Annotated in this window: 22 protein-coding genes; 14 read left to right on the top strand and 8 right to left on the bottom strand. The window is 69.3% G+C overall.

All coding sequences use genetic code 11. The features are described 5' to 3' along the window. Nucleotides 1-19: 19 nt before the first annotated feature. The 6 genes from SD37_RS23465 (at nt 20) to SD37_RS23440 (ending at nt 7,797) form a co-directional block, all read left to right on the top strand. Nucleotides 20-1,756, top strand: a complete 1,737-nt coding sequence (locus SD37_RS23465; protein ID WP_236725094.1) for an amino acid adenylation domain-containing protein — start codon at nt 20-22, stop codon at nt 1,754-1,756. Then, a complete protein-coding gene (locus tag SD37_RS23460) occupies nt 1,738-3,102 on the top strand; it encodes a tryptophan 7-halogenase (RefSeq protein ID WP_044854881.1) in 1,365 nt (454 codons plus the stop codon). The genes SD37_RS23465 and SD37_RS23460 overlap by 19 nt, the downstream gene beginning before the upstream one ends. Continuing rightward, on the top strand, nt 3,095-4,267 hold the full coding sequence (locus SD37_RS23455; protein ID WP_044854882.1) for a cation:proton antiporter: 1,173 nt from the start codon (nt 3,095-3,097) through the stop codon (nt 4,265-4,267). Before SD37_RS23460 ends, SD37_RS23455 begins: the two co-directional genes overlap by 8 nt. Further along, nucleotides 4,260-5,687, top strand: coding sequence for a tryptophanase (locus SD37_RS23450; protein ID WP_044854883.1), 1,428 nt, complete (start codon nt 4,260-4,262; stop codon nt 5,685-5,687). Before SD37_RS23455 ends, SD37_RS23450 begins: the two co-directional genes overlap by 8 nt. Before the next feature lie 62 nt (nt 5,688-5,749). Then, on the top strand, nt 5,750-6,436 hold the full coding sequence (locus SD37_RS23445) for a response regulator transcription factor (RefSeq protein ID WP_044854884.1): 687 nt from the start codon (nt 5,750-5,752) through the stop codon (nt 6,434-6,436). Continuing rightward, a complete protein-coding gene (locus SD37_RS23440; protein WP_044854885.1) occupies nt 6,436-7,797 on the top strand; it encodes a sensor histidine kinase in 1,362 nt (453 codons plus the stop codon). Before SD37_RS23445 ends, SD37_RS23440 begins: the two co-directional genes overlap by 1 nt. A gap of 3 nt (nt 7,798-7,800) precedes the next feature. On the opposite strand, the gene SD37_RS23435 is transcribed toward SD37_RS23440, so the two are convergent. Next, nucleotides 7,801-8,298, bottom strand: a complete 498-nt coding sequence (locus SD37_RS23435; protein ID WP_052675080.1) for an SgcJ/EcaC family oxidoreductase — start codon at nt 8,296-8,298, stop codon at nt 7,801-7,803. A 159-nt stretch (nt 8,299-8,457) separates the two neighbouring features. Next, entirely contained in the window at nt 8,458-8,925 is a 468-nt protein-coding gene (locus SD37_RS23430) for a hypothetical protein (protein ID WP_044854886.1), read from the bottom strand. Between the two features lie 102 nt (nt 8,926-9,027). On the opposite strand from SD37_RS23430, the gene SD37_RS23425 reads away from it, so the two are divergent. The 4 genes from SD37_RS23425 to SD37_RS23410 all read left to right on the top strand — a co-directional run bounded on the left by SD37_RS23425 (nt 9,028) and on the right by SD37_RS23410 (nt 12,516). Continuing rightward, nucleotides 9,028-9,780 carry a TetR family transcriptional regulator gene (locus SD37_RS23425; RefSeq protein ID WP_044854887.1) on the top strand — a complete coding sequence of 251 codons (753 nt, stop codon included), beginning with the start codon at nt 9,028-9,030 and terminating at the stop codon, nt 9,778-9,780. Nucleotides 9,781-9,847: 67 nt separating this feature from the next. Continuing rightward, nucleotides 9,848-10,762 (top strand): phosphotransferase enzyme family protein, encoded by a 915-nt coding sequence (locus tag SD37_RS23420; protein WP_044854888.1) that lies wholly within the window; start codon nt 9,848-9,850, stop codon nt 10,760-10,762. A gap of 102 nt (nt 10,763-10,864) precedes the next feature. Continuing rightward, nucleotides 10,865-12,082, top strand: coding sequence for a hypothetical protein (locus SD37_RS23415; RefSeq protein ID WP_044854889.1), 1,218 nt, complete (start codon nt 10,865-10,867; stop codon nt 12,080-12,082). A gap of 14 nt (nt 12,083-12,096) precedes the next feature. Beyond that, nucleotides 12,097-12,516 (top strand): hypothetical protein, encoded by a 420-nt coding sequence (locus tag SD37_RS23410; protein WP_236725093.1) that lies wholly within the window; start codon nt 12,097-12,099, stop codon nt 12,514-12,516. Nucleotides 12,517-12,532: 16 nt separating this feature from the next. Here SD37_RS23410 and SD37_RS23405 read toward each other — a convergent pair whose 3' ends face one another. After that, nucleotides 12,533-12,928, bottom strand: a complete 396-nt coding sequence (locus SD37_RS23405; protein WP_044854890.1) for a hypothetical protein — start codon at nt 12,926-12,928, stop codon at nt 12,533-12,535. A gap of 56 nt (nt 12,929-12,984) precedes the next feature. On the opposite strand from SD37_RS23405, the gene SD37_RS23400 reads away from it, so the two are divergent. Beyond that, complete coding sequence (locus tag SD37_RS23400) at nt 12,985-13,326, top strand: hypothetical protein (RefSeq protein WP_145926711.1); 342 nt, start codon at nt 12,985-12,987, stop codon at nt 13,324-13,326. A gap of 66 nt (nt 13,327-13,392) precedes the next feature. Then, nucleotides 13,393-13,971: an SMI1/KNR4 family protein gene (locus tag SD37_RS23395; RefSeq protein ID WP_044854892.1), complete on the top strand. Its 579-nt coding sequence runs from the start codon at nt 13,393-13,395 to the stop codon at nt 13,969-13,971. Between the two features lie 257 nt (nt 13,972-14,228). On the opposite strand, the gene SD37_RS23390 is transcribed toward SD37_RS23395, so the two are convergent. Then, entirely contained in the window at nt 14,229-16,682 is a 2,454-nt protein-coding gene (locus tag SD37_RS23390) for a rhomboid family intramembrane serine protease (RefSeq protein WP_044854893.1), read from the bottom strand. Then, complete coding sequence (locus SD37_RS23385) at nt 16,679-17,992, bottom strand: alpha/beta hydrolase (RefSeq protein WP_065912944.1); 1,314 nt, start codon at nt 17,990-17,992, stop codon at nt 16,679-16,681. The genes SD37_RS23390 and SD37_RS23385 overlap by 4 nt, the downstream gene beginning before the upstream one ends. A gap of 227 nt (nt 17,993-18,219) precedes the next feature. On the opposite strand from SD37_RS23385, the gene SD37_RS23380 reads away from it, so the two are divergent. Next, the gene (locus tag SD37_RS23380; protein ID WP_236725092.1) at nt 18,220-19,347 is read left to right on the top strand and encodes a sensor histidine kinase; all 1,128 of its coding nucleotides are present in this window, start codon (nt 18,220-18,222) and stop codon (nt 19,345-19,347) included. Nucleotides 19,348-19,349: 2 nt separating this feature from the next. Here the strand turns inward: SD37_RS23380 and SD37_RS23375 are convergent, their stop codons facing one another. The 3 genes from SD37_RS23375 to SD37_RS23365 all read right to left on the bottom strand — a co-directional run bounded on the left by SD37_RS23375 (nt 19,350) and on the right by SD37_RS23365 (nt 22,129). Continuing rightward, on the bottom strand, nt 19,350-20,000 hold the full coding sequence (locus SD37_RS23375; RefSeq protein WP_083255060.1) for a response regulator: 651 nt from the start codon (nt 19,998-20,000) through the stop codon (nt 19,350-19,352). A 74-nt stretch (nt 20,001-20,074) separates the two neighbouring features. Beyond that, nucleotides 20,075-20,779, bottom strand: a complete 705-nt coding sequence (locus tag SD37_RS23370; RefSeq protein ID WP_044855052.1) for a hypothetical protein — start codon at nt 20,777-20,779, stop codon at nt 20,075-20,077. Nucleotides 20,780-20,824: 45 nt separating this feature from the next. After that, nucleotides 20,825-22,129 (bottom strand): DUF418 domain-containing protein, encoded by a 1,305-nt coding sequence (locus SD37_RS23365; RefSeq protein ID WP_044854897.1) that lies wholly within the window; start codon nt 22,127-22,129, stop codon nt 20,825-20,827. Between the two features lie 1,105 nt (nt 22,130-23,234). Between SD37_RS23365 and SD37_RS23355 the strand changes: the two genes are divergently transcribed. Continuing rightward, complete coding sequence (locus tag SD37_RS23355) at nt 23,235-23,738, top strand: hypothetical protein (protein WP_145926710.1); 504 nt, start codon at nt 23,235-23,237, stop codon at nt 23,736-23,738. The last annotated feature ends 2 nt before the right edge of the window (nt 23,739-23,740 follow it).

The following is a 23,740-nucleotide window of genomic DNA, read 5'->3' as shown; positions in this document are numbered from 1 at the left end:
GCCGTCGGTATTGCATGGAGTGACCCGCAGGCTTCCGCGAGGGACCTGGTGCGACCTGTTCCAGCGACAGGCACGGCGGACACCTGCCCGCAGAGCCCTGGTCGCCGACCAGGTCGCCTGGACCTTCGGCGAGCTCGACCTCTGGGGCAACCGGCTCGCCCACGCCCTGCGCGCCGCGGGTGCGGCGCCGGGAACGGTGGTGGCCTGCGCGATGACGAGGTCCGTGCGCGCGGTGCTGGGAGTGCTCGCGACGGCGAAGGCGGGGGCGGTCCATCTGCCGATCGATCCCGCCCTGCCCGCCGCCCGGGTGGACGCGATCCTCGGTGACGCCCGGCCCGCCGTCGTGCTGACCGACGTCGCGGGCCTGGCGCCGCGGGCGGACGTGGTGCTGTCCGATGAGGACTGGAAGGCGGAGCTCGCCGGTCAGGACGGTCGCCGACCGCCCCGCTGCGTCCCGGGTCCGGCGTACATCATCTACACCTCCGGTTCGACAGGCTTGCCCAAAGGGGTGGTGGTGGGCCACCGGAGCCTGGTCAACCTGTACGGCGAACTCGCCGCCGGGTTCTTCCCGGCGGGCCGTGGCCCGCAACGGGTCGCGCACGGTTTACCGCTGTCCTTCGACGCCTCGTGGAATCCGCTGTCGTGGCTGGCGGGCGGGCATGAACTGCATCTGGTTCCCGACCTCGTCCGCGCCGATCCGGAGTCCTATGTGGACTTCGTCCGTGAACACCGGCTGCCGGTCGTGGAAGCGGTGCCCGCGCAGATGTCGGCACTGCTGGACTCCGGTCTGCTCGACGGCCGGAGCCGTCCCCGGCTGCTGCTGATGGGCGGGGAAGCCATCGGCCAGGATCTCTGGACGCGACTGCGGCAAGCCGACGGCGTCACCGCCGTGAATCTCTACGGACCGACCGAGGGCACGGTGTTCACCACGGCCTGCCGGCTCGACGAGCGCGAGACGCCGTCGATCGGGCGCCCCATCGGCAACACCACCGCCCGGATCGTCGACGAAGAGCTGCGGCCGGTGCCGCGGGGTGAACCCGGCGAGCTGCTGATCAGCGGATCCTGCCTGGCACTGGGTTATCTCGGCCTTCCGGAGCTGACCGCCGACCGGTTCGTCGGCGCGGGAGAACGCCGGTACCGGACGGGCGACCGGTGCCGTCTCGCGGTGGACGGCAGGCTGGAGTGGCTGGGCAGGCTGGACGATCAGGTCAAGATCCGGGGCCACCGGGTCGAACCGGGGGAGGCGGAGCACGCGCTGCTCGCGATGCCCGGTGTCCGGCAGGCCGTCGTGCGGGCCGAAGGCGCCGAGCCGCGGCTGGTCGCCTACGTCGTGCTCGACACAGGCACCGTCGCGCGGGTGCGGGAACGGCTGCGGGAAACGCTGCCCGCGTATCTGATGCCGTCCACCGTGATCCCGCTCGACGAGATGCCGCTCGGGCCGAACGGGAAGATCGACCGCGCCGCCCTCGCGCCGCTCGACGTGGCCCCGCGGGCGGGCGTGCTGACCCCCACGCAGGAACTCGTCGCCGCCGCTTTCCGTGTACAGCTGGAGATCCCGGCGGTCGAAGCGGACAGCGACTTCTTCGCCCTCGGTGGCCACAGCCTTTCCGCCGCGGCGCTCGCCGCACGGCTGCGGGCACGGGGAGTGCCGTGTTCGCTGCGGGACGTCCTCTTGCGCCGCACGGTCGCCCAGCTCGCCGAACTCGTCCCCACCCGCACGGAAGGAGTGACGTCGTCATGGACGATTACGACGTGATCGTCGTGGGCGGCGGCCCTGGCGGCTCCACGGTCGCCGGGCTCACCGCCGCGGAAGGCCACCGGGTACTGCTGCTGGACAAGGAAAGATTCCCGCGTTACCAGATCGGGGAATCCCTGCTGCCCGCCACGATCCACGGGATCTGCGCGATGCTCGGAGTGCGTGAGGAGATTGAACGGGCAGGCTTCGTCCGCAAACGCGGCGGTACCTTCAAATGGGGCACCGGCGCGGAACCGTGGACCTTCTCCTTCGCCGCTTCCGAACGGATGGCGGGGCCAACGTCGTACGCGTACCAGGTCGAGCGCACCCGGTTCGACACCCTGCTGCTCGACGCCGCCCGCCGTCTCGGCGCCGAAGTCCGGCAAGGACACCGGGCGCTCGGCACGTTCAGGGCCGGGGGCCGGATCGGCGGTGTCCGCTACACCGACGACACCGGACACGAACGGCGGGCGACGGCCAGGTTCGTCGTGGACGCCTCCGGGCACGGCAGCAGGCTCCATCACGACGTCGGCGGCACCCGCGAGTATTCGCCGCATTTCCGGAACCTGGCGCTGTTCGGGTACTTCGAAGGCGGCAGGCGGATGCCCGAGCCCGGCTCTGGCAACATCCTGTGCGTCTCGTTCCCCGACGGCTGGTTCTGGTACATCCCGCTGTCGGACACCTTGACCAGCGTCGGAGCCGTCGTCAAACACGAGTCGGCGGACAAGGTGCAGGGCGACCCCGACGCCGCCTACACCGCGCTCATCGGCGCTTGCCCGCTGATCGGCGAGTTCCTCCGGGACGCGCGCCGCGCGACCGAACCGCCGTACGACCGGCTCCGCGTGCGGAAGGACTATTCCTACGACCGGACCGTCCTGTGGTGCCCGGGCATGGTGCTCGTCGGTGACGCCGCGTGTTTCATCGACCCGGTGTTCTCGTCGGGCGTGCACCTGGCCACCTACAGCGCGCTGCTGGCCGCCCGGTCGATCAACAGCGCGCTGTCCGGCCTCTTGGCCGAGAACCGCTGCTTCGCCGAGTTCGAAGCCCGCTATCGCCGGGAATTCGGGTTGTTCCGGGATTTCCTCATCACCTTCTACGAGCTGGACGCCGACGAAGGCGATTACTTCCGGCACGCGCGACGACTCACCAGCCATCACGGAGCCGCGGACGAAGCCTTCGCCGACCTCGTCGGCGGAGTGTCCTCAAAGGACTTCTCCCGCAAGATGTTCGGCGAAGTGCTCGCCGAAGGGGTGCAGCTGCAGTTACGCGGCCTGCTCGGGGACGCCGCGGGCGACGAGCCGCCGATGTTCCCCGGCGGGCTCGTCCCCACCGCGGACGGCAGGCGGTGGCGGGTGCCCGATGCCTGATCTCGCCCTGCTGCTCGCCGCCCTCGCCGTACTGCTGAGCCTGGCCAGGGGCTTCGGCTGGGTCTTCACCAGGATCGGGCAGCCCGCCGTCCTCGGGGAGATCACCTGCGGGCTCGTCGCCGGTGCCGCCCTGCGATCCGGGCCGGGTCTGCCCGTCCGGGTCGACACGACCCTGGACGCCCTCGCCCAGCTGGGCCTGGTCCTGTTCCTGTTCGGCGTCGGCGCCCGCCTCGCGCCGTCCATGACCGCGGTACGGCTCAGGACGGCGTTCGTTCCCGCGCTCGGCGCGACCATCGTTCCGGTCGTACTCGGCGCGCCGGTCGCGTTCTGGCTCGCCGGCCGCCATGCGCCCCTCGGGGCCACGCCGTTCGTCCTGTTCACCGCGGTGGCGATGGCGGTGACGGCTTTTCCCGTGCTGGCACGGATTCTGGCCGAACGACGGATGCTGGACGACCCGCGGGGCCAGTGCGCGCTCACCGCCGCGGCGATCACCGACGCCGCCGCGTGGACGGCGCTCGCCTTCGTCGCCGCGTCTGTCCACAGTGGAACGCGAGCCTGGCCGATCGTGGCGGCGCTCCCGTTGGTGCTGGGTCTGTTCCTCCTGGCCCGGCCGTGGTTCGGGCAGGCGACGGCGCGGCTGTCCGGGCCGACCGCGACCGTGGTCATGGTGGTCCTCGCCTGCGCGGGGGCCGCGGTGACCGACGCGATCGGCCTGCACGCCGCGATCGGCGCGTTCCTCGTCGGCGCCGCCGTCGGGAGGCCCGGGCCACGCCATGATCCCGTCGCGCTGATCGCGCCGCTCGGTGCCCTACTGGTCCCGTTGTACTTCGTCCTCATAGGACGGAAGGTCGACCTCGGCGACCTCGACACCGTCCTGGTCGCCGAAATCCTCGCCGTGATCGTGGTCGCTGTCGCCGGCAAGGGCGGCGGCGCGTATCTCGGTGCCCGTCTCGCCGGGGACCCGCCCCGCCGGGCCGCGGTGTTCGCGGCCCTGATGAACACCCGCGGCGTCACCGAACTCGTCTTCCTCGGCATCGGGCTCGGCCTCGGTGTCATCGACAGCGCCTTCTACACCGCGATGGTCGCCATGGCCCTCGTCACGACCGCCATGACCGGCCCGATCCTCGACCGGCTCGAACGAAACAAGGTGACCCGAGATGCCTGACCACCCAGCGGAACCGTGGCGGATCAAGATGGTCGAACCGATCCGCGCCGTCACCCGTGAACAGCGCGAACAGGCGCTCCGGGCCGCGGGCTGGAATCCTTGCCTGCTCCGCTCCGAAGACGTCTACATCGACCTGTTCACCGACTCCGGCACCAACGCCATGTCCGACAGGCAGTGGTCGGCCCTCATGCGCGGCGACGAGGCCTATGCCGGTGCCCAGAGTTTCTATGTCTTCGAACAGGCCGTCCGCGCGCACTACGGGTACGAGCACGTCATCCCCGTCCATCAAGGCCGCGGCGGCGAGAACATCCTCTCCCGCTGTCTCATCCGGCCGGGCGCCCACATCCCCGGCAACATGTACTTCCCCAGCACCCGCGCCCACCAGGAACTCAACGGCGCCACCTTCCACGACGTCATCATCGACGAAGCGCACGAGGCGGGCGGCGGACATCCGTTCAAAGGCAACGTCGACCTCGGCAAGCTGCGGGCCGTCATCGCCGAACACGGCGCCGACGCCATCCCTTACGTCTCGCTCGCCGCGACGGTGAACATGGCGGGCGGCCAGCCCATCAGCGTCGCCAATCTCACCGAAGCCTGCGCCCTCGCTCACGCGCACGGGATCCCCGTCTTCCTCGACACCGCCCGCGCCGTCGAAAACGCGTGGTTCGTCCAACAGCGTGAGCCCGGCTGGGCGGACCGCTCGATCGCGGACATCCTGCTCGCCCTTTGCGCTCCCACCGACGGCGCCGTCATGTCTGCCAAGAAGGACTGCCTCGCCAACATCGGCGGCTGGATCGCCCTGCGGGACCCTGGCCTCGCCGAACAGGCACGCGGGCTCGTCCTGCTCTACGAAGGCCTCCACACCTACGGCGGCATGGCGGGCCGCGACATGGAGGCCATCGCGCAGGGCATCGTGGAATCCGTCGACGAACGGCACATCCGCGCGCGGATCGCCCAGGTCGAGTACCTCGGCCAGCGGCTCGACGCCGCGGGGGTGCCGATCGTGCACCCCGTCGGTGGTCATTGCGTCTGTATCGACGCCACCGCCGTCCTCGCTCATCTTCCTCGTACCGCGCTGCCCGGCCAGACCCTCGCCGCCGCGGTCTACCTCGACGGCGGGATCCGCGGGGTCGAACGCGGCACCGTGTCGGCCGGCCGCGATCCGGCCACCGGCGAGAACCGTTATCCGGCACTGGAATTCCTCCGGCTCGCCATTCCCCGGCGCGTGTACACCCAAAGCCACATCGACCACGTCGCCGACACCGTCATCCGCGTCCACCGCCGGCGCGCCGACATCACCCACGGCCTCACCTTCGTCCACGAACCACCCCACCTCCGCTTCTTCCAAGCCCGCTTCGCCCCCACGAGCGGTGCGAGCATCTGGCGGGACAGAGTGGGTCGGGTGGCTCGTGAGTGGTAATGAGGGTTAGAACCGTCATTACCACTCACGAGGAAGGTAGGTCGTTCTCGCAGGTTGCTGGCATGATCCTCCGGGTGCGAGTACTGCTGGTCGAAGATGACGAACCCATCGCCGAGTCGCTCCGGCGTGGTCTTGTCCGGTACGGCTTCGAGGTGGAGTGGGTCCGGACGGGCGCGGAGGCCCTGACCGCCGACACCGGCGAGGTGGTCCTGCTCGACCTCGGCCTGCCGGACACCGACGGGCTGGACGTCTGCCGGGAGCTGAGGGCGCGCAGCGACGTGCCGATCATCGTGATCAGCGCGCGGTCCGACGAGGTCGACCGGGTCGTCGGCCTGGAGATCGGCGCGGACGACTACGTCTCCAAACCGTTCGGGGTCCGAGAGGTGGTCGCCAGGATGCGCGCGGTGCTCCGGCGGACGAAGGCGTCGAGGGGCGAGGCGGCCGCGGACGTGGCGCCGGAAAGCCACGCCGGCGGGCGGCTCGTCATCGACCGGCGGGCCCGGCGGGTGCGGCTGGACGGTACGGAACTTTCCTTGCCGCCCAAGGAGTTCGACCTGCTGGCCTTCCTCGCCGAGGAACCCGGTGCCGCGCTGACCCGCGAGCAGATCATGGAGGCCGTCTGGGATGCCAACTGGTTCGGCCCCACCAAGACGCTCGACGTCCACATCGCCGCGCTGCGCCGGAAACTCGGTGACGCGGTGACGTTGGAGACCGTCCGGGGCGTCGGCTTCCGGCTGGTCGTGTCCTGATGAACCGCAGGCTCGTCGTCAGCTACGTCGTGCTGGTCGCCATCGCGATCGCCGCGTTCACCGTGCCGGTGGCCTTCATCCTGACCGGGCAGCTGCGGGGGGACGTGGAGACCTCGGTGCGCCGGGAGGCGGCGACGGCGGCCTTGCTGCTCGCGGCACCCGACGTCCCGTCCCGGCAGGCACTCGCCCGGCTGGCCGCCGCCTACGGTCAGGAGACCCCCGGGCGGCTGGACGTCCTGCTCGCCGACCGGACGGCGGCCGCTCCGCTGCCGTTGCCCGCCGCCCCGGACGATCCCTCGTTCGGCGCCGCGCTGAGCGGGCGGGAGGACACGCGATGGGGCGACGCGCCCGCGCTGGGAACCGAAGGCCTGGTGCTGGCCGTGCCGGCGCGCGACGCGAGCGGTGCGGTCGTCGGCGCGGTGCGGGTGAGCTATCCCTCCGCGCCGCTGAACGAACGGCAGGTGCAGATCTGGGGTTTCCGCGCGGTACTCGCGGTGGCCGTGCTGATCATCGCCGCGATCCTCGGTGTCCTGCTGGCCCGGCGGCTGACCCGGCCGTTCCGTGAACTCAACCGGATGGCCCGGCGGCTGCGCGACGGCGACCTCGGTGCCAGGGCGCCGGAATACGGGCCGACCGAGACCCGGACCTTGGCCAGGACACTGAACAACGCGGCGGAGACGATCGACACGCTGGTCCGCTCCCAGCGCGCGTTCATCGCCGACGCCTCGCACCAGCTGCGTACCCCGCTCACCGCCTTGCGGCTTTCCCTCGACAACGTCGCGGACGGGGTGTCGGATCCGCTGGTGCGCGAGGACATCGACCTCGCCACCGCCGAAGTCGTGCGGATGAACCGCCTGGTCAACGGGCTGCTGACGCTGGCGAGGGCGGAAGCCGCGGTGGGCACGCCGGAGCTGGTCCGGGTGGCGGACGTCATCGACGACCGGTTCGAGGTCTGGCGTGCCGTCGCCGCCGAACGGGGCGTGCTCCTGCGGGCGGAGCACGCCGACGGCGCCCAGGAGGTGTCGTCCAGCCCCGGAAACCTCGAACAGGTCCTGGACAACGTGCTGTCCAACGCGCTCGAGGTCTCGCCGCCGGGCAGCACGGTCACCGTCCGGACCGGCAGGGCGGGCGAGGACGTCCTGATCGAGGTGTCCGACGAGGGCCCCGGCCTGCCCGCGGCCGACCAGCACCGGGCGTTCGACCGGTTCTGGCGCGGCACGGGCATGACCGGGCCTTCGGGCTCCGGGCTCGGACTGGCGATCGTCAAGCAACTGGTCACCGACGACGGCGGCACCGTGGGCCTGGCCGATGCCGACGGCGGCGGCCTGTGCGTCCGCATCTGGTTGCGCGCGGCCGCTTAGCGGCTACTTCTTCTCGGGCATGGCGGAGGAGTGGTGGTTGACGATCAGCCACTTTCCTTCGCGAAGCTCGTAGACGAAGGTGTAACGGGCCTCGACCTCCTGCGCCACACTGTCCTGGGTGAGGCCGAAGCGGTAGACACCGGTGTTGACCGCGGTGTCCGCGTCGAGGACGTTGACGACCTCCTGCTCGATCTTGCCGCCGGGCTTGTTCTTCAGGAAGTGCTGGAAGTAGTCGACGATCTCGGCGCGGTTGGTGCGGACCTTGTTCGACACCGTGGGGAGCAGGACGGCGTCGGGCGCGTAGAGATCGGCGACCTTCTCGGCGTCGCCGGTCGCCAGCGCGGCGTTCCAGTCGGTGAAGAGCCCGGAGATCGCCTGCGCGGTGGGGGCGGCGGGAGCGGCGGGGGCGGACTGGGCGTTCCCGGTGGAGCATCCGGTCACCAGCGCGAGTCCGGCGGCGGCCGTGAAGATACCGGTGTAGGTCATGACCTTGGTACGCATCGTTTCGTTTCCCTGCCTGATCGGGTGAACTTGATGCGTCTACTGTGGATTTCGGCAGGGAAGGCCCGGCCCAGGAAAAGGCCAGGGGAAGTACAGGGTTTCGCCAAGATTTCCGGTGTCCACAAGGGACACCGGCCGCGGTGTCTTCGAGGGCGGGGTTTACCGCGGCCGGATCCCGGCGACGACGGCGCTCAGGCTGGGGAGCCACCGCCGCTGGGGGTCGGGTGCCGAGATCCAGTCCGTGTCGTCGCCGGTGCGCCGTGAGCCGACCGGCAGGGGGAGCAGCGAACCCCAGGCGAGCAGGTCGAAGTTCCTCGGCAGCTCGGCACGGGAAGGGATGAGCCCGTCCGTCTCGGCGAGCACCGCCACCCGCGGGCCCCGCGGTGTCGACAGGAGGATGGCCGGGCCCTGGCAGCCGGTGGAGGCGAGGCGGGCGAGGACCGGACCGGAGTCGAGCGTGGGCATGGTCACGGCGCAGATCCCGTTCTCCAGCACCAGGAACGGCTGGGAGCCGCGCCATTTCAGCGGCCAGCCGAAGAGACGGCCGTAGTAGGCGTCGGCCTGATCGCGGACCGGTCCCCGGGGCAGGAGGGACTCGATCGGCTGCAGTTGCTGGTCGAGCGACATTGTTCGACGCCTTCCGCTTGTCGGAGGGTGCATACGGCCGGGTGCCGTCCCAGCTTAACGGCACTCAGTGCCACTAGCAAGTAGGGCTGCTACCGTCCGGCTATGACCGATTCGCCACGTCGTGTGCCGGCGTCCAGGGCCGGGGCGACCCCGGCGGGCAGGCGCCGGCTGCGCCGCACCCTCGCCTCCGCCGCGGTGGATCTGTTCGCCGCGAACGGTTACGAGGCCACCACGGTGGACGAGATCGCGGCCGCCGCGGGGATCGGCCGCCGCACCTTCTTCCGGTACTTCGACGCCAAGGACGACGTGCTCTTCGCCAACCACGACGAGATCGTGGCGGAGATGGAAGAGGTGTTCGCCTCGGCGGATCCGAGGCGTGACCCGGTGGAGGTGGCCTGCGCCGCGGTCAGCCTGGTCCTCGACTCCTACGCGGCCGATCTCGAAGTTTCGCTCAAGCGGTTCGATCTCACTCGCACGGTTCCTTCGTTGCGGGACAAGGAGGTCGCGACCGTCGACCGTTACCAGCGGGTGCTCGCGCGGTACCTGCAGGCGCGGTTCGAGGAGCAAGGTGAGGAGGCGGCGAGTCTGCGCGCGGCCGTCATCGCCGCGGCGATCGCGGCCGCCAACAACCATGTGCTCCGGCGCTGGCTGCGCAGCGGCGGGAAGGGGGACATCGCCGCCAGTGCCACCGAGGCGTTCGCGCTCGTCTTCGACGCGTTCCGGCAGCGCGATGCCGCCGTGGAGGGCGAGGAAAAGACCGTGGTCGCGGTGATGACGACGGCGACGCCCTTGAGCAAGGTCATCGCCGAGCTGAGTGCCGCCCTGCGCGACGGCGGCGATCGGCCTCCGCGCTGACTCTGGCACTCAGTGTCATACAGGGTCGAAGGCGCCCTTCACCGCGTGAGATGAGGGGAAAGGGCCCATGGACGCGCTACCGCACTGGTTACCGGCATGGTGTCAGGACCATTTCGGGAGCCGCCCCGCCGAGGTGCTGTTCCAGCACCGGTCGATGTCGGCGGTGTTCGGGCTCCGGTTGGCCGACGGCACGGACGTCGTGGTCAAAGCCCGCCCGGTCGAGGACCGGATCGAGGCGTGTGTCGCGGCGCAGACCTGGCTCGCCGAGCACGGTTTCCCGTGCGCCCGCCCGCTCACGCCCGTGGTCGCCGTCGGCCCGCTGGCCGTGCACGCCGAGGAATTCCGGGCAGGGGGCGAGATCCTGAGCGGCGACTCGCCGGAAGTGGCGGCCCGCTACGGCGAGGTCTTCGCCCGGCTGATGGCCGGACTGGCGGACTTCGCCGTCGCGCCGCCTCGGCCGAATCCGCGCTGGGTGCGCTGGGATCACGAGGATCCCGGGCTTTGGCCGTCGATCGAGTCACTCGACGAGAAGGATCAGAGCGCCGTGCCCGCCTACGTCGTGGAGACGGCCGAGAGGGCGCGTCGGCGCATGCTGGCCGCCGAGCTGCCTCGCGTCCTGGGCCACGCCGACTTCGAGGCGCAGAACCTCCGATGGCATGACCGGCACGTCTGGACGGTGCACGACTGGGACAGTCTGGCCTGGCAGCCGGAAGCCGCCTTGGTGGGAGCCGCGAGTGCGGTGTTCCCCAAGCTGGGACCGGCGCTGCTGCCACCGATCGAAAGTACCGAGGCGTTCCTGGCGGCCTACCAGGACGTGCGGGGCCGCCTGTTCACCGAGGAGGAGCATCAGGTCGCGTGGGCGGCGAGCCTGTGGCCGGTGGCCCACGACCTCCGTTGGGAAGCACTCCACGGCTACACCGCGGTTTCCGGCAAAGCGCTGTGGGAGCAAGCGGCGGAACGCTTACGCCGAGCCCACGCCTGACCGGCCCGCCGGCGCTACTCCATTCCAGTGATGTGACATTTTGCTGCAACCTGTCAAACTCAAGCGACGTCGAAGAGGTACTTCGGAGCACGAGGGGGACGAGTGGGGCAAGGTTTCTCGGTCGAGCCGGCCGCCGTACGGGAGCTGGGTGACCTGGTCCTGCGGGCAAGCGGGGGTGCGGACACCTATCGCCTGTGGTTCGACCGCGTGTTCGCCGAAGGGGGCGGCGCCGGAAGCGGTGACGGTTTCCTGGCCGTCGCCTGGCCGACACTGGACGAGTGGCAGCGCACGGCGCTGAACCAGTCGCGGTTCGCGGCCGACCTCGCCGCGGGCGCCGGCCACGAACTGCGCTGTGTGGCGCACTGGTACACCGAGGTGGACGCGCGGGCGGCGGAACTGCTGGACCGGATCAATCCGGAGCCGGACGCCGCGCGTGTGCCGCCGGACGAGGTCCGGGACCCGGCCGGGGCCGCGTCGTTCCGTGACGCCGTCCCGGTGGGTTACGGCGGCCCTGACCCGGCGCAGCTCACCAATCCGGACTGGTGGCCGGTGAAGGCCGAGAAGGCCGCCGAGGAACTGCTCGATCTCGGCGGGTCCTTGGGCGACGTCGCCGAGCTGATCAAGACGCTCACCGGCTCCGAGAAGGACTTCATCTCGATGATCGCCGACCTGCTCGTCGGCGACTGGAGTGTGCTGCAGCGGCAGGCGCTGGTCTACTCCGACGCCGCCGCGGGCTTCGAGAACATCGCGGCCAACATCGACCAGGGCCGGTTCGGGATCCAGGAGCCCTGGACCGGGGAGGGTGCCGACCGGGCGAAGAACTGGCTGACCGGTTACCGCGCCAGTGTGGTCCGACTGGCGCAGTACTTCCGGGGCGCGAGCGTGGCGATCCAGGTGCTTTCGAAGCTCGCCTACCACCTGATGCAGGAGATCAGGCACGGTTACAGCTCGGCGATCGACATCGCGCTGCTGATCTTGACCAAGGGCAAGAAACTCGGGCTGGAGAAAGGGGTCCGGGTGGCGGAGGTGATCAGCGAAGTGCTGTCCGAGCTCGGCCGTGTCGGCAAGCTCATCGACGTGTTCAAGGACGGCGAGCTGAAGGACATCATCCAGCTGGTGCTGTCCTTCGATGAAGTCGTCGGAGCCATCCAGACCCTGATCAGCGCCGCGCTAGGACTGGCCCACATGTTCGCGGGGGAGCAGGCGATCGACGAACTGATCGAAGCCCTCAAAGCCATGGGCGATCCGCCGCAGTGGCCGGAGGGCTACGAGCATCGGGACGCCGAGTGCCCCGCCAAGAAGAAGCGGGTGCTGCTGTGACGGGCGGACACGCGATGCCCGATCCGTTCGACTCCGAGCAGGGGGAACGGGCGCGGCAGACGGCCATGCGGCTCCTGGCGGCGACAGGTGGCGCCGCCGGGGACTTCGCCGCGGAGGTGCTGGCCGGACGAAGGCAGGCATACGAACTTCTGGCCCACCGCCCGGTCCTGGACGAGTTCGTCCAGGAGGCGCGGGGCTGGTGGCAGATCATCGACGCACTGCCGGCCGAGGATCGGCAACGGCTCGCCGCGGACGCGTGGTCGTCCTTGGAACGGCAGGTCGATGAACTGGCCACTTTGGACGTGGACGACGCCGTCGCCGACCTGGAGGAGCTGGCCGCCCTGCGGCAGGCTCCGGCCCCACCGGAGCGGAGACCTCGTGACGACGACGAGGACGATGACTGGTCCGATCGGTCCTATATGGAGCCGCTCTGACCGGGAAACCGGCGCTTCAGGAGGACACGGAACGCTCGGCCAACCACCGAGCCGCCGTCCGCCAGATCACCGGCGGATCGACCTCGGCGGTGTGCCAGGTGGTCGCGCGGGTGGTGCCGAGATCGCGGTACTTCCGCATGATCTCGACGTGGGCGGGGAGCCCGACGAACCCGCGCAGGCCGGTGCGGTCACGCCAGACCGAGACCGATCCCAGTCGCCGTCGCAGCGGTTCGGCCCACAGCCACTGGCCGACCGCGCCGGGCAGCCGCGGCCACTCGCGGCTGAGCGCATAGCCCGCCCGGTAAGCGCCGGGGGTGCGCCGGAAGTCGTCCAGCGTCAACTCGGTGACGCTGACGAGCACGTCTCCCGTGACACCCGCCGCCGGACCGGCGATCCACTTGCTCCTGATCATGCCCACTCCTCGTCTCACCGCGGCCAAAAAGGGCTGCACCCGTAGATGATACGCATATGCGTATGATTTTGTCCCGCATGCACGACGGCACCACCGGCGGCATCGTGTGCGCGAACGTGACCACGGCGCGATCAAGGGAACCGGCGGCACCGGTGGGACCTCCGGAGGCTCCCGCCAAACTGAACGGCAAGTATGTCCACAAGGGACATCTGGTCCCGGCGAGGCCGCATGGTTCTGTGCTGGTGGACAACATCGTCAGCCAGTGGTCGACGGTCGACCTCTTCGACGTCGAACGGGTGGAGAACGCTGTCGGCGATGCCGCGATGGATCTTCATCGAGGCGATCTCTTCGAACGGGGCGACGTGTTTCGCGAAGATCGAGAACGTCCCCACCGGTAACCTCGCGAAGGAGACCTGTCCCGCGTTCCGGACGGCCTGACGGCCCGACGGCGACCAGGAGAACACATGACACAAGCACCGAAACGGTCGTATGTCGACGAGATCTGCGAACTCGTCGGCTGGCGGCCCGGGCACTTCCGGCCGGAGCTGGACTGGGCCACCGTCGAACGCGAGCTGGGGACACCGCTTCCCGGCGACTACAAGGAGCTGCTCACAAGGTTTCCCTCCGGGGGTTTCCGCGATGTGATCACCGTGTCGAATCCGTGCCAGAGCGCGGAGGACTGCGCAAGCGTCAAGGACGAGAACGCCCAGCTGCTGGAGATCTTCGGCGACGAGGACCTCGGCTACCTGCGGGATGTCCCGTACCGGTTGTTCCCGGAGCCCGGCGGGCTCTATCCCTGGGGTGACAACGGCGCGGGGGGCACGTTCTGGTGGATCACCGGACCGGCGGACCCGGACGAGTGGCAGGTCGCCTACAACAACCGGGACGCCTGGCATGGGGTCCATCCCGGGCCGATGACGCGGGTCATCCGGGACCTGCTGGTGAGCACGGGGGAGGACAACCTCCTCGGCTGGGACATGGCGGGCAAGCCGGTGTCCTTCGCCGGTTACTGGGGAGACCGGTACGTTTCCCATCCGGGCTGACGCACCAGCGTGGCCCTGGTCGTGAGTGGTGAGTGCCGTTAGAGCGGACCGGTATTTACCTACTTACGCCTGATCTGCGTGAGGTGGTGGTTTCGCGGCTGCGGGCTTGACGATGTGGGAATCGGGACGTTGAGTGTCCAGATTCCCACATGGTCGCGCGGATCGTGCCCGTCGTGCCCGAGTTCCTCGTCAACGAGACCGAGCGTGGAGACTGCTTGCGACGGCCTGCACCGCAAACCGGCCACGACCCACGCGCCTCAGCGGCGGCTGATCACCTTGCTGATCAGCTGGAACGCCTGTCCGGAGGTGATCCTCGGCAGGTACGCCTTGGCGATGGCGTTGCCGATGCTCGGCAACGCCGCCACCCGCGGATAGGCCATGTACAGCGGGAGATAGGTGGGCTGGAACTTGGCCTTGAACGCCAGCAGTGACCGGAATCCGTAGACGGGTTCCAGTGTCTTGCCGACGACGTCGAGCAGCCGTTGCAGGGGAGCGGCCCGCTCGTCCTGGTCGAGCCGCGCGAGCGGCGCGCCGGACAGGCTCAGGTACTCGGCGCCTTCATCGCGGCAGCGGACGACCATGGACGCGATCAGGAACTCCATCACACCGGCGAACGCGTCCGGGCCGCGGCGCATGAAGTCCAGTGTCCAGGCCACGATCCGCCCTTCGTCGCGGACCGGGAGCCAGCTCGTCACGCCGTGGACACGCTGCTCGTCGTCGACAGCGACGAGGCAGCGGACGTCGGGATCGGCGAGTTCGTCGAGGCCGCCGAGGGTGAACCGCATCTCCGGCAGCCCCTTGTCCGCCAGCCAATCCCTGGACAGCGCCTTGATCTGGCCGGACATCCAGGGCGGTGTGTCCACATAGGACACCCATTCGGCGGTGACGCCGGACTTCTTCGCCTTGTTCATCGCGGTCCGGATGTCCTGCCACTTCTTTCCCCTGAACTCCAGGCCTTCCAGCGGGACGATGGTCTCTTCCGCGACCTGTACCGAGTTCCACGACGGAAGGTCCTGCCGGAGGTCGTCGGTGATGCCGTAGAAGCAGGGAGTCCAGCCGTTCCGGGTACAGAACCGGGAGAACTCCTGTGCCGCGGCGCTTCTCGCGGCGAGAGCGCCGACCGGCTCGCCGGTGGTGAGCGCGACCGAGGAGATGACGCGGTAGGCGATCACGGCCTCGCCGTCCGGCGTGAACCAGTAATCGTTGCCCGGCCAGGTGATCATATGGGACATCGAGGTGCCGCCATGGGCCTCGAGCAGCGCGCGGGCGCGGTCGCGGTCGGCCGCGCGTCGTTCGACGATGGCCTTCCGGAACGTGATCAGCCCGCCGGCGAGGACGACGAGCCAGAAGAGCACGCCGATCCACTGGTGCAGCATCGTCGCCAGTCCGCCGTTGGGCAGCACGGCCGTTTCGATGGCGCCGAGGTAGCCGGGCGGGGCGAACCGGGTCGGGAGATCGGTGAGGATCCCGCCGATCGTCGCCGTGGGTTCGAACTGGCCGCGAAGCAGATAAGCGCCCCAGACGTAGATGACGGCGCAGACCAGCAGTGTCTTGGCGGCGAGGCCGGCGAAGGCGCGGTAGGTGCCTCGCGGCGCCGACACGTCGAACTTCGCCCTGGTCAGCGCCAGCAGTACGAGGATGGCGATCGGCTGCAGGAGCGGGGCGAGCGTCTGCACCCAGTCCGCCGTGGACCGGGGCAGCGGCTCGTCCACATAGGATGTCATCAGCACGGCGCCGAGCCCGGCGAGTGCGACGTTCAAGACCATCGTGGCCCACCAGGCGAACTTCCGGCCCCGGCGCAGCCCTTCGGCCAGCACCAGCAGCAGGACGACCGGGACGACCGACATGAAGACGGAGCCGAGACCGCTCATGCGGACCTCGGCGCGCAGCCTGCGGCACTCCACCAGCGCGCCGGGATCGGCACAAGAGGAATCCACGAAGGCGAGATCCGGTTGCGAGCCGACCAAGAGATATTGGAACACCGAAAGGGGACCGCTCGCGGTCTGCGACACCGCGGCGACCAGCGGGCCGACCGCCGACGCCGCCACGGTCAAGGCGACCAGGAGCCGGGTCTCTCCCCGGGATGGCGCTGACGGCGCTTCCGAGCGTTCACGTACGACCAAGATGCCGAGCGCGAGCCCGAGCAATGCCGCGAAAACCTGTGACAGCTGGGTCAAGGAGCCGACATACAGGGCGAGCATGACCACGGCCAGCAGGAGGAGCAGGCGCAGACGTCGCCGCCAGACGGCGGTCAGCGCGGAGGTCGCGGCGACGGCGACGCCGATGGCACCGGCGGACGGGCCGACCTCGACCGCGGACAGCAGATCGGTGGACCACCATTCGTCGGCACCCGACCCGATGACGATCACCGCGGTCGCCGTCGTGCCCAGCACCTGGGTGATCAGGAAGATCGACAGGGTCCGCAGGGTCGACATCCGCCGTTCGGCGAAGCCGCACAAGGCCGCGATGAGGAGGGTGTTCCCGAGGTACTTGGCGAGCCCACCGGACCAGAACATCGAGGTGAACGGCGTCCACCACTGCCCACGCAGCCAGGGGTCGAAGCCGAAACCGATCTTGTCCAGCAGGTCACCGGGCGGTCCGGACGACAGGCTCCCGGTGAGCGACCCGATCAGCCAGAGCAGCAGCACCAACGTCGTGGTGAAGGGGACGCCCAGCGGGATCCGGGCGAGTTTGCCGAGCCATGCCTTCACTGCTTGACCAGTCCCATCCGGCCCGCCAGCCAGGTGAGCGAATCGCTCAGCCCCGCGGACCATGCTTGCCAGTTGTGCGAACCCGGTGTCTCACGCCAGGTCACGGCGATGCCGTTGCGCCGCGCGGCCTCGAAGACACGCTTCTGCTGCGGCAGGAAGACCGAGTCGGACCTGCCGACGCTGAGGACACCCGCGGATCCGGGGTACCCGCGGGGGGCGAGCAGGTCGATCGGGGTGAAGCGGCGGAACGCGTTCTCGTCCCCGTCGAACGCGTCAGCGACGGTTTTCGCCCGTGAGCCGAGGGTCGGTTCGTCCTGACCCGAGATGTCCACGAAGGTGGGGAACGTGCCCGGCCGGCGCAGGGCGAGCTGAAGCGCGCATGTCCCGCCGTAGGAGTAACCCGCCACGGCCCACTTCCTGTTGTCCGGATCGATCTGCAGTGTCGCTTTGACCCAGCCGGGAACATCCCCGGCCAGATAGGTCTCGGCGCGGCCGAGGCGTGAATCCAGGCAGAGCGGATTCCCGAAGGCATCACCGGTGGCGTCCGGCATCACGACGACCGGCGCGACTCCCCGGTGCGCCGCGGCGAAGCGGTCCATCATCGTCGCGATCTGGCCGCCGTCGATCCAGTCACGCGGTCCGCCGGGCTGCCCGTGGAGCAGCACCAGCACGGGCAGCAAGGGACGAGGCGAGGTCCGGTAGGCGGGCGGAAGGTAGAGATACGCCTTCCGGGTCACGGGAAAGTGCGACGTCGCCGCGGGAATGGACACCTGGGTCACCACACCGTTCTTCGGCATCGTGGCCGGCGGCTGCCAGCCTTCGAGCAGCGCCCGCTCCGGCGACCGCGGAAGGGGTGTCCCGGTCGCCAGGCCGACGCTCGTGAACGGGACCTCGTTGGCGGGCGGCAGTTCGAAGGCCGCCCGCAGGCTGGGGTAGTGCCCGAAGTGCGCGTTGATGTTCGCTCCGGCGGCCAGCACCACCACGACGCCGGCGAGAGCGCCGACACCGCGCAGCGACCACCGGCGCCGCGGTTGCCACGCGATGGCCAGCCCGGCCCCGCCCAGCGCGACGCCGATCCACGCGATCACGCTCCGCGGAACAGGATCGGGAAAGGGCTTCCACAGCACGTCGACGATCAGCCAGGCAACGAAGGTCACCACGGTGCACGCGGTCGCGACGATCGGCACCGTCCGGGTCCACCATCGGCGATCCCGCCGGAACAGCAGTACGGCACCGGCGGCCAGACCGGCCATGGTGACGGTGGCCGGTACGGCCCCGCGCACCAAATCCCAATCCAGCACTGTGTTCATTCCGGTGACTACTCCCGCTCGCTTGTCCGAACTGTGGCCTGGTTTCCACGGTAAGCGGCGCAGGTTCGGTCCACCATGGACAGAGCGGGGAACCGGACCCACAACCGGACGGTGGGCCGGAACGACCGGCCGGTCGGCGGGGATGGACCAGCCACCCGGCGGATGGACCTCGCGCGCGCAGTGGGTGAGTTTTCGCCGCCGTGGTGGCGGAAGACCATAATGGCCCGGTGGATGAACGAACAGGCGCCCCCGTGACGCCCCGGTACCGCGTTCCCGCGTGGGCGGAGAGCGCCGCGCTGATCGGCTTGGCCGTGGTGGACGCGTGGCTCGGCCTCGAACACGCCGAGATGAGTTCCACGGTGGCCTCCGGTGTCGCGATCCTCGCGCTCCTGATCCGGCGTCGTCATCCGTTCGTGAGTTTCGCGCTGACCCTGCCGATGCTGGCGTTCTCGTATTCGGTCGTCGCCGTCCTGGTCGCGTTGTACAGCGTCGCCCAGAAGACCCGGGATCGGCGGCTTCTGGCGTTGTGCTCGCTGATCGTGATCCTCGGTTACGCCGCGCCGTGGAACGGTCAGATCGACGTGGAGTCCGGACGATCCGTCCTGATAGACGCGATCTACGCGTTGTTGATGGGTGCGGCCCCCGCCGTCCTCGGACAGCTTGTGCAGGCGCGACGGGATCTGACCTTACGGCTCAAGGAAATCGACGAGGCGCGTGATCACGAGCGGCTGCTGATCGAACAGTCGATCCTGGCCAAGGAACGGGCCCAGCTGGCACGCGAGATGCACGACGTCGTGTCGCACCAGGTCAGTCTCATCGCGGTGCAGGCCGGGGTGCTGCAGGTCACCCCGGCAGGTCCGGACACAAAGGACGTCGCGTCCTCCATCCGGCGGCTCAGCGTCGACACCCTTGACGAGCTTCGGCATATGGTGGCGCTGCTGCGGGCGTCCGGCGGCGCGGCGACGGATCTCGCCCCACAGCCGACGCTCGCCGTGCTGCCCGCCCTGGTCGCCAACAGCGGGATCGAGACCACGATCGAGGGCGCGTTACCGTCCGATGTGGACGCCGCCACCCAGCGGGCGGTCTACCGCACCGTCCAGGAAGCGCTGACCAATGTGCGTAAACACGCACCGGGGGCCACCGCCGCCGTGCACCTGTGGCACCACGACAACGGCATGGGGGTCACGATCACCAACGGCCCGCCGACCCGGCCGACGCTTTCCCTGCCGAGTGCCCAGCACGGTTTGATCGGCCTGCGTGAACGGGCCGAGCTGCTGGACGGAACCCTCGACGCCGGGCCGACACCCGGTGGCGGATACCGGGTGCGGCTCAGCCTTCCGGTGGCTCAAGGCTGAGGTCAGTCTCCGTCGCGCAGCAAACCGGCCCGCTGCGCGACCAGCGCCGCCTGCACCCGGCTGTTCACCTTGAGCTTGGTCAGGATCGCGCTGACATGGTCCTTGATCGTGCCGACGCTGAGGTGGACGCGAGCACCGATGTCCGCATTGGACAGTCCTTCGGCGATCAGTACCAGGACGTCGCGCTCCCGGTCGGTCAGCCGCGACACGCTGTCGACGGCCGCCGAACCGGCGCCCGAATCGAGGAAACCGTCCACAACGGACCGGGTGACCTTCGGGGAAAGCACCCCCCCGCCGCTCGCCAGCGTCCGTACCAGCTGCGCGAGGTGCTCCGGTTCGGTGTCCTTGAGCAGGAAACCCGCGGCACCCGACCGCAGCGCTGTCGCGATGTACTCGTCCGAGTCGAACGTGGTCAGCATGGCCACGACGGGCGGATCGGGCAGGGCGCGCAGCTGCCGCAGGATGGTCAGGCCGTCGACGTCCGGCATGCGGATGTCGAGCAGCACGACGTCCGGTTTGTGCACCCCGATCTCCCGTACCGCCTGCGCACCGGTCGCGGTGGCCACCACGTCGATATCGCCGGCGGCACGGAGGATCAACTGGAATCCCGAACGGACCAGCGCCTCGTCGTCGACCACCACTACCCGGATCACATTCCACTCCTACACACGCCGCCGGACCACCGGGAAGAGAATAAGCGCCATCGCCAGGATCCCGCGCATCGTGCTCAGAAGTCCCACGCATCGTCGAAACCGACGTCGTCCGGAGCGAACACGTCCTGCCCGCCCGCTTCGAAACCGTCTTGCCAGGTCTGCGCCGCCGCGACACCCGCCATCCCCACGAACAGCGAACCGAACAGGACGGCCGCCCCGGCGCCCCACGCGCCACCGATCAGCGCCGACTTCCACCACGGCCGGTTGTACCAGCCCTCCGGCACCGAGCGCCCCGCGACCTGGCCGCCGGGGTAGTAGTGCGGCGTGTCGTGTCCGGGCCGAGGTGAGGCTTCGTACGTCTCACCTTCGACCTCGACCTTCCGGTGCTCCGTGACCGCGCCCGCCCGCGCCCGCTCGGCGTCCGTCGGGAGCGCGGGCCCCGGATCCAGGTCCATCGCGACCCGGGCCGCGCGGATGTAGTAGAGCCCTTCCAGCGCGGTCTCCTTGGCCAGCCCCGCCTGCTCGACCGTCCGGGCCAGATCCAGCTGCGACCCCGCGGCGGTGTACCGCTCGGACGCGTCCGCCAAAGCCTGCTTCGCCGCGGCGTTGGTGCCGGTCAGATGCATGACCTGACCGGCGAGCCGTTCCACCCAGCGGCGCGCCTCGGCCAGTGCGTCGTCCAGCTGTCGTTTCTTGGCCACGGCCTGGAAACGCGTGAAGAGCAGGCCGGCCCCGAAGGCGAGGGCGGCCAGGACGACCAGAACGATCGCGAAACTCACGAAGCACACTCCAAAGTAGTCACGGGATTCGGTTGAGTGGGTCGCTCACCGGACGAATTTCGCGGCCTTGGTGGCGAGGTGGAGCAGGTACTCCAGCGGTCCGCGGCGGAAGAAGCGGGACCAGAACCAGGCGAAGACGGTGGCCCCGATGATGAACCAGAACAGCACCATGGCGGAGTTGTTCCCCGCGCCCTGGCCTTTGCCGAGGGCCCCGAACTGCGCCCCTACCAGGAAGTGGCCGACGTAGAGGGTCAGCGACATGGTGCCGACGGCGATGACCGGAGTCATCAGGCGACGCAGCCACGACAGCCGGCTCAGCAGCACTGTCGCACCCACCAGCACGATGATCGCGATGCCCACACTGCCCACCAGGTCGAAGGTGGAGGAGCTGTGCGGCCTGGCCAGCAACAGCCCCCAGCCCGATCCGTCCATCCCCTTCGGTCCGCCTTCGACCATCGATTTCCCGCCTTCGGCCATGGCCTTCGCGCCTTCGCCCAGGGTTTTGGCGGCCGCGGAACCCGCCTTCTCGGCGCCACGGCCCCATGGCTGCTCCGCGGCTTCCCGAAGGCCGTCGATGAACCGGGTCAACAGCCAGGGCACTCCGTAACCGAAGGCGATGAGCGCGGCGCCGATCGCGGCCAGCCGCCGCCTCACCGCGCTGGAGTCGAGGTCCGCCCGTCCCAGTGCCATCCCGGCGACCACGAATGTCATCCAGGTGATGGTCGGGTAAAGCCCGCTGAGCAGAAGGTCCAGCACGCCGACCTCACTGAGCCGCTTGAGTGGGTCGTACGCGTTGATGGTCTCCATGATCGGCCCGCTCACCAGAGCCGCCAGTCCGAACTTCGCCAGCGGAGTGAAGACCGCGAGCACGGCCGCGATGATCGCGAGGGTCTTGGCCCGCAGCCGCAGCAGAGGCAGTGCCAGCAGGAAGTACACCCCGTAGTAGGCGAGGATGACGACGGTTCCGGCGTCGGTCATCGCCAAAAGGGTACCCATCGCGAACAGGATCACGGCCCGGATCACGATCCGGGCCCGGGCCTGCCGCCCCGCCAAACCGGTCTTCGGCTCCAGCCGTCCGGCGATCAGCATCAGGGAGAACCCCGCGAGGGTGGCGAAAAGCGCCGACGCCCGGCCTTCCGCCAAGCCCAGCAGCCATCCGCCGAAGCCGCTCACCGCCGTCGGCGCCGGTCCGAGGTGCACGGCGTACATGCCGAATACGGCGAGCGCACGGGCCAGGTCCACCCCGATCAGCCGCGCCGTCGACGGCCCGGCCTCGACCGGCCCGGCAGGTTCGGCGAGTTCGGGCGGTGGGGGAGGTGGCGATCCTTGTGAGGACTCGATCTGCGACATACTCACAACGTCGCAGCGACGAGGTCCGCGGACCATCCGGCAGGTGTCGATCGTGGCCCGCCGGTCGGCTGGAAGTCCCCGCCGACCGGATGGCCGGGAATGGTTGGCATGTCAAGGATCTGGAGTCAGTCGTCCTCGTCGTGGTCAGCCCGTTTGTCCATGGCCGGGGCGGGATCCATGATGGCGAAGCGAGTTCCGAGGGGATCGGAGAGGACGGCGACGCGGCCCAGGGACGCCGAAATGCGCGATCCAGCGCGGCGGTACCTGTCGTGGGGTGTTTCGTTCCATTCCCACGGTCGCGAGGACCGAGTTCCCCGCGGAGTGGAAAACCCGGTACCTGACCTGGTCGCCGTAGTCGAATCGTTTCTGGGTGAACTCGAAGAGCCGGCTGAGGAAGCGGTTGGCGTGGCGCGGTCGATGTGTCACGTACTCGGCCCAGCCAAGGGAAGATGGTTCGCCTGCTTGAAAATCCCAGTCGGTGCTCGGTTCGCACACGCCGATCGATGCGGCGCCAGGCGCGTCGAGGAGTGATTTGGTGCCGATACCGGGGACCACATGTGCTCTTTCGGTGATCCGTGCGCCGAGTTGTCCCGCGGTGGTGAGGGTCGACGTCAGATCCGGTGTCGCGAAGTACAGGTTCCACTGGATGGCGAGGTTCGGACTGTGCCGCAAGCCGGCCACGGGCACGCCGTCGACGGTCGCTATCACGTAATCCGTCTCGTCGTTGTCATCGCGATGTTCGTACCGCCATCCGAACACGGCTTGGTAGAACCGCATCGTGGTCGTCAAGTCGATGGTCGGGGATCTCGACCCAGCACGGGGTTCCCAGCGGGAAAGGGGCCGGCATTGTTCCGTCGCAACCTCTCGTGGCGATTCAGGACGACTCAGTGTCGAGTGCCGTGAAAGCCCGACGCCATCCCCGACCTGGCGGGGGTCACCCCGTCCATCGGCTGGATTCGGCGAGGCGGACAGGACGTCCTGGCCGACCGGATGGCGTTTTCCAGCCACCTGTCGGCCGGCAGTGGCCGCCGGTCCGATGAATTCGGCTCAGGGATTCACCTACCGTCGCCAGGGAGACAATGTTCCGGACATCGGGGGAGAATTCATGCGACGCACAGCAGTCGCCGTGGCCGTGGCAACCTGCCTCGTCGTGACGGGATGTGGAGGCCAGGCGAGCAAGTCGTCCTCCGCGAGTTCGACCGGCACCTCGAAGAGCGCGGCCCCGCAAGTGATGAAATTCGGCGAGGAGCGGACAGGCAAGCGCGGCGTCATCTCCGTCGGCAAACCCGCCGGCTACGATCTGCCCGCTGATCCGCAACGGTCGAAGGAACTGACACGTGGCGCGAAGTTCACCATCACCGTTCGCAATACAGCCAAGAAGGCGCTGGAGGCTTCGGCCTTCACCTTCGCCGCGACCACGAACGGTGCCGCATCGGTGAGCATCACCGATGCGGGCAAGGGCATCGGGGACAAGCTGCCCGCGGACGTCCTTCCTGGCGCGGATCGCACCTTCGCGTTCGTCGTGGCGCTACCGGCCAATCCGGCCGAGGTGACGGTGAAGGTCGCCTATCAGGGCGCCAATCCGCTCTACTGGACCGGCACCGCCTGACC

This window comes from Amycolatopsis orientalis (assembly GCF_000943515.2).
In the GTDB taxonomy this organism is placed as follows: Bacteria; Actinomycetota; Actinomycetes; order Mycobacteriales; family Pseudonocardiaceae; genus Amycolatopsis; species Amycolatopsis orientalis.
Note: the sequence above shows the minus strand (reverse complement) of the source record. Positions and strands in the feature narration are given on the sequence as shown.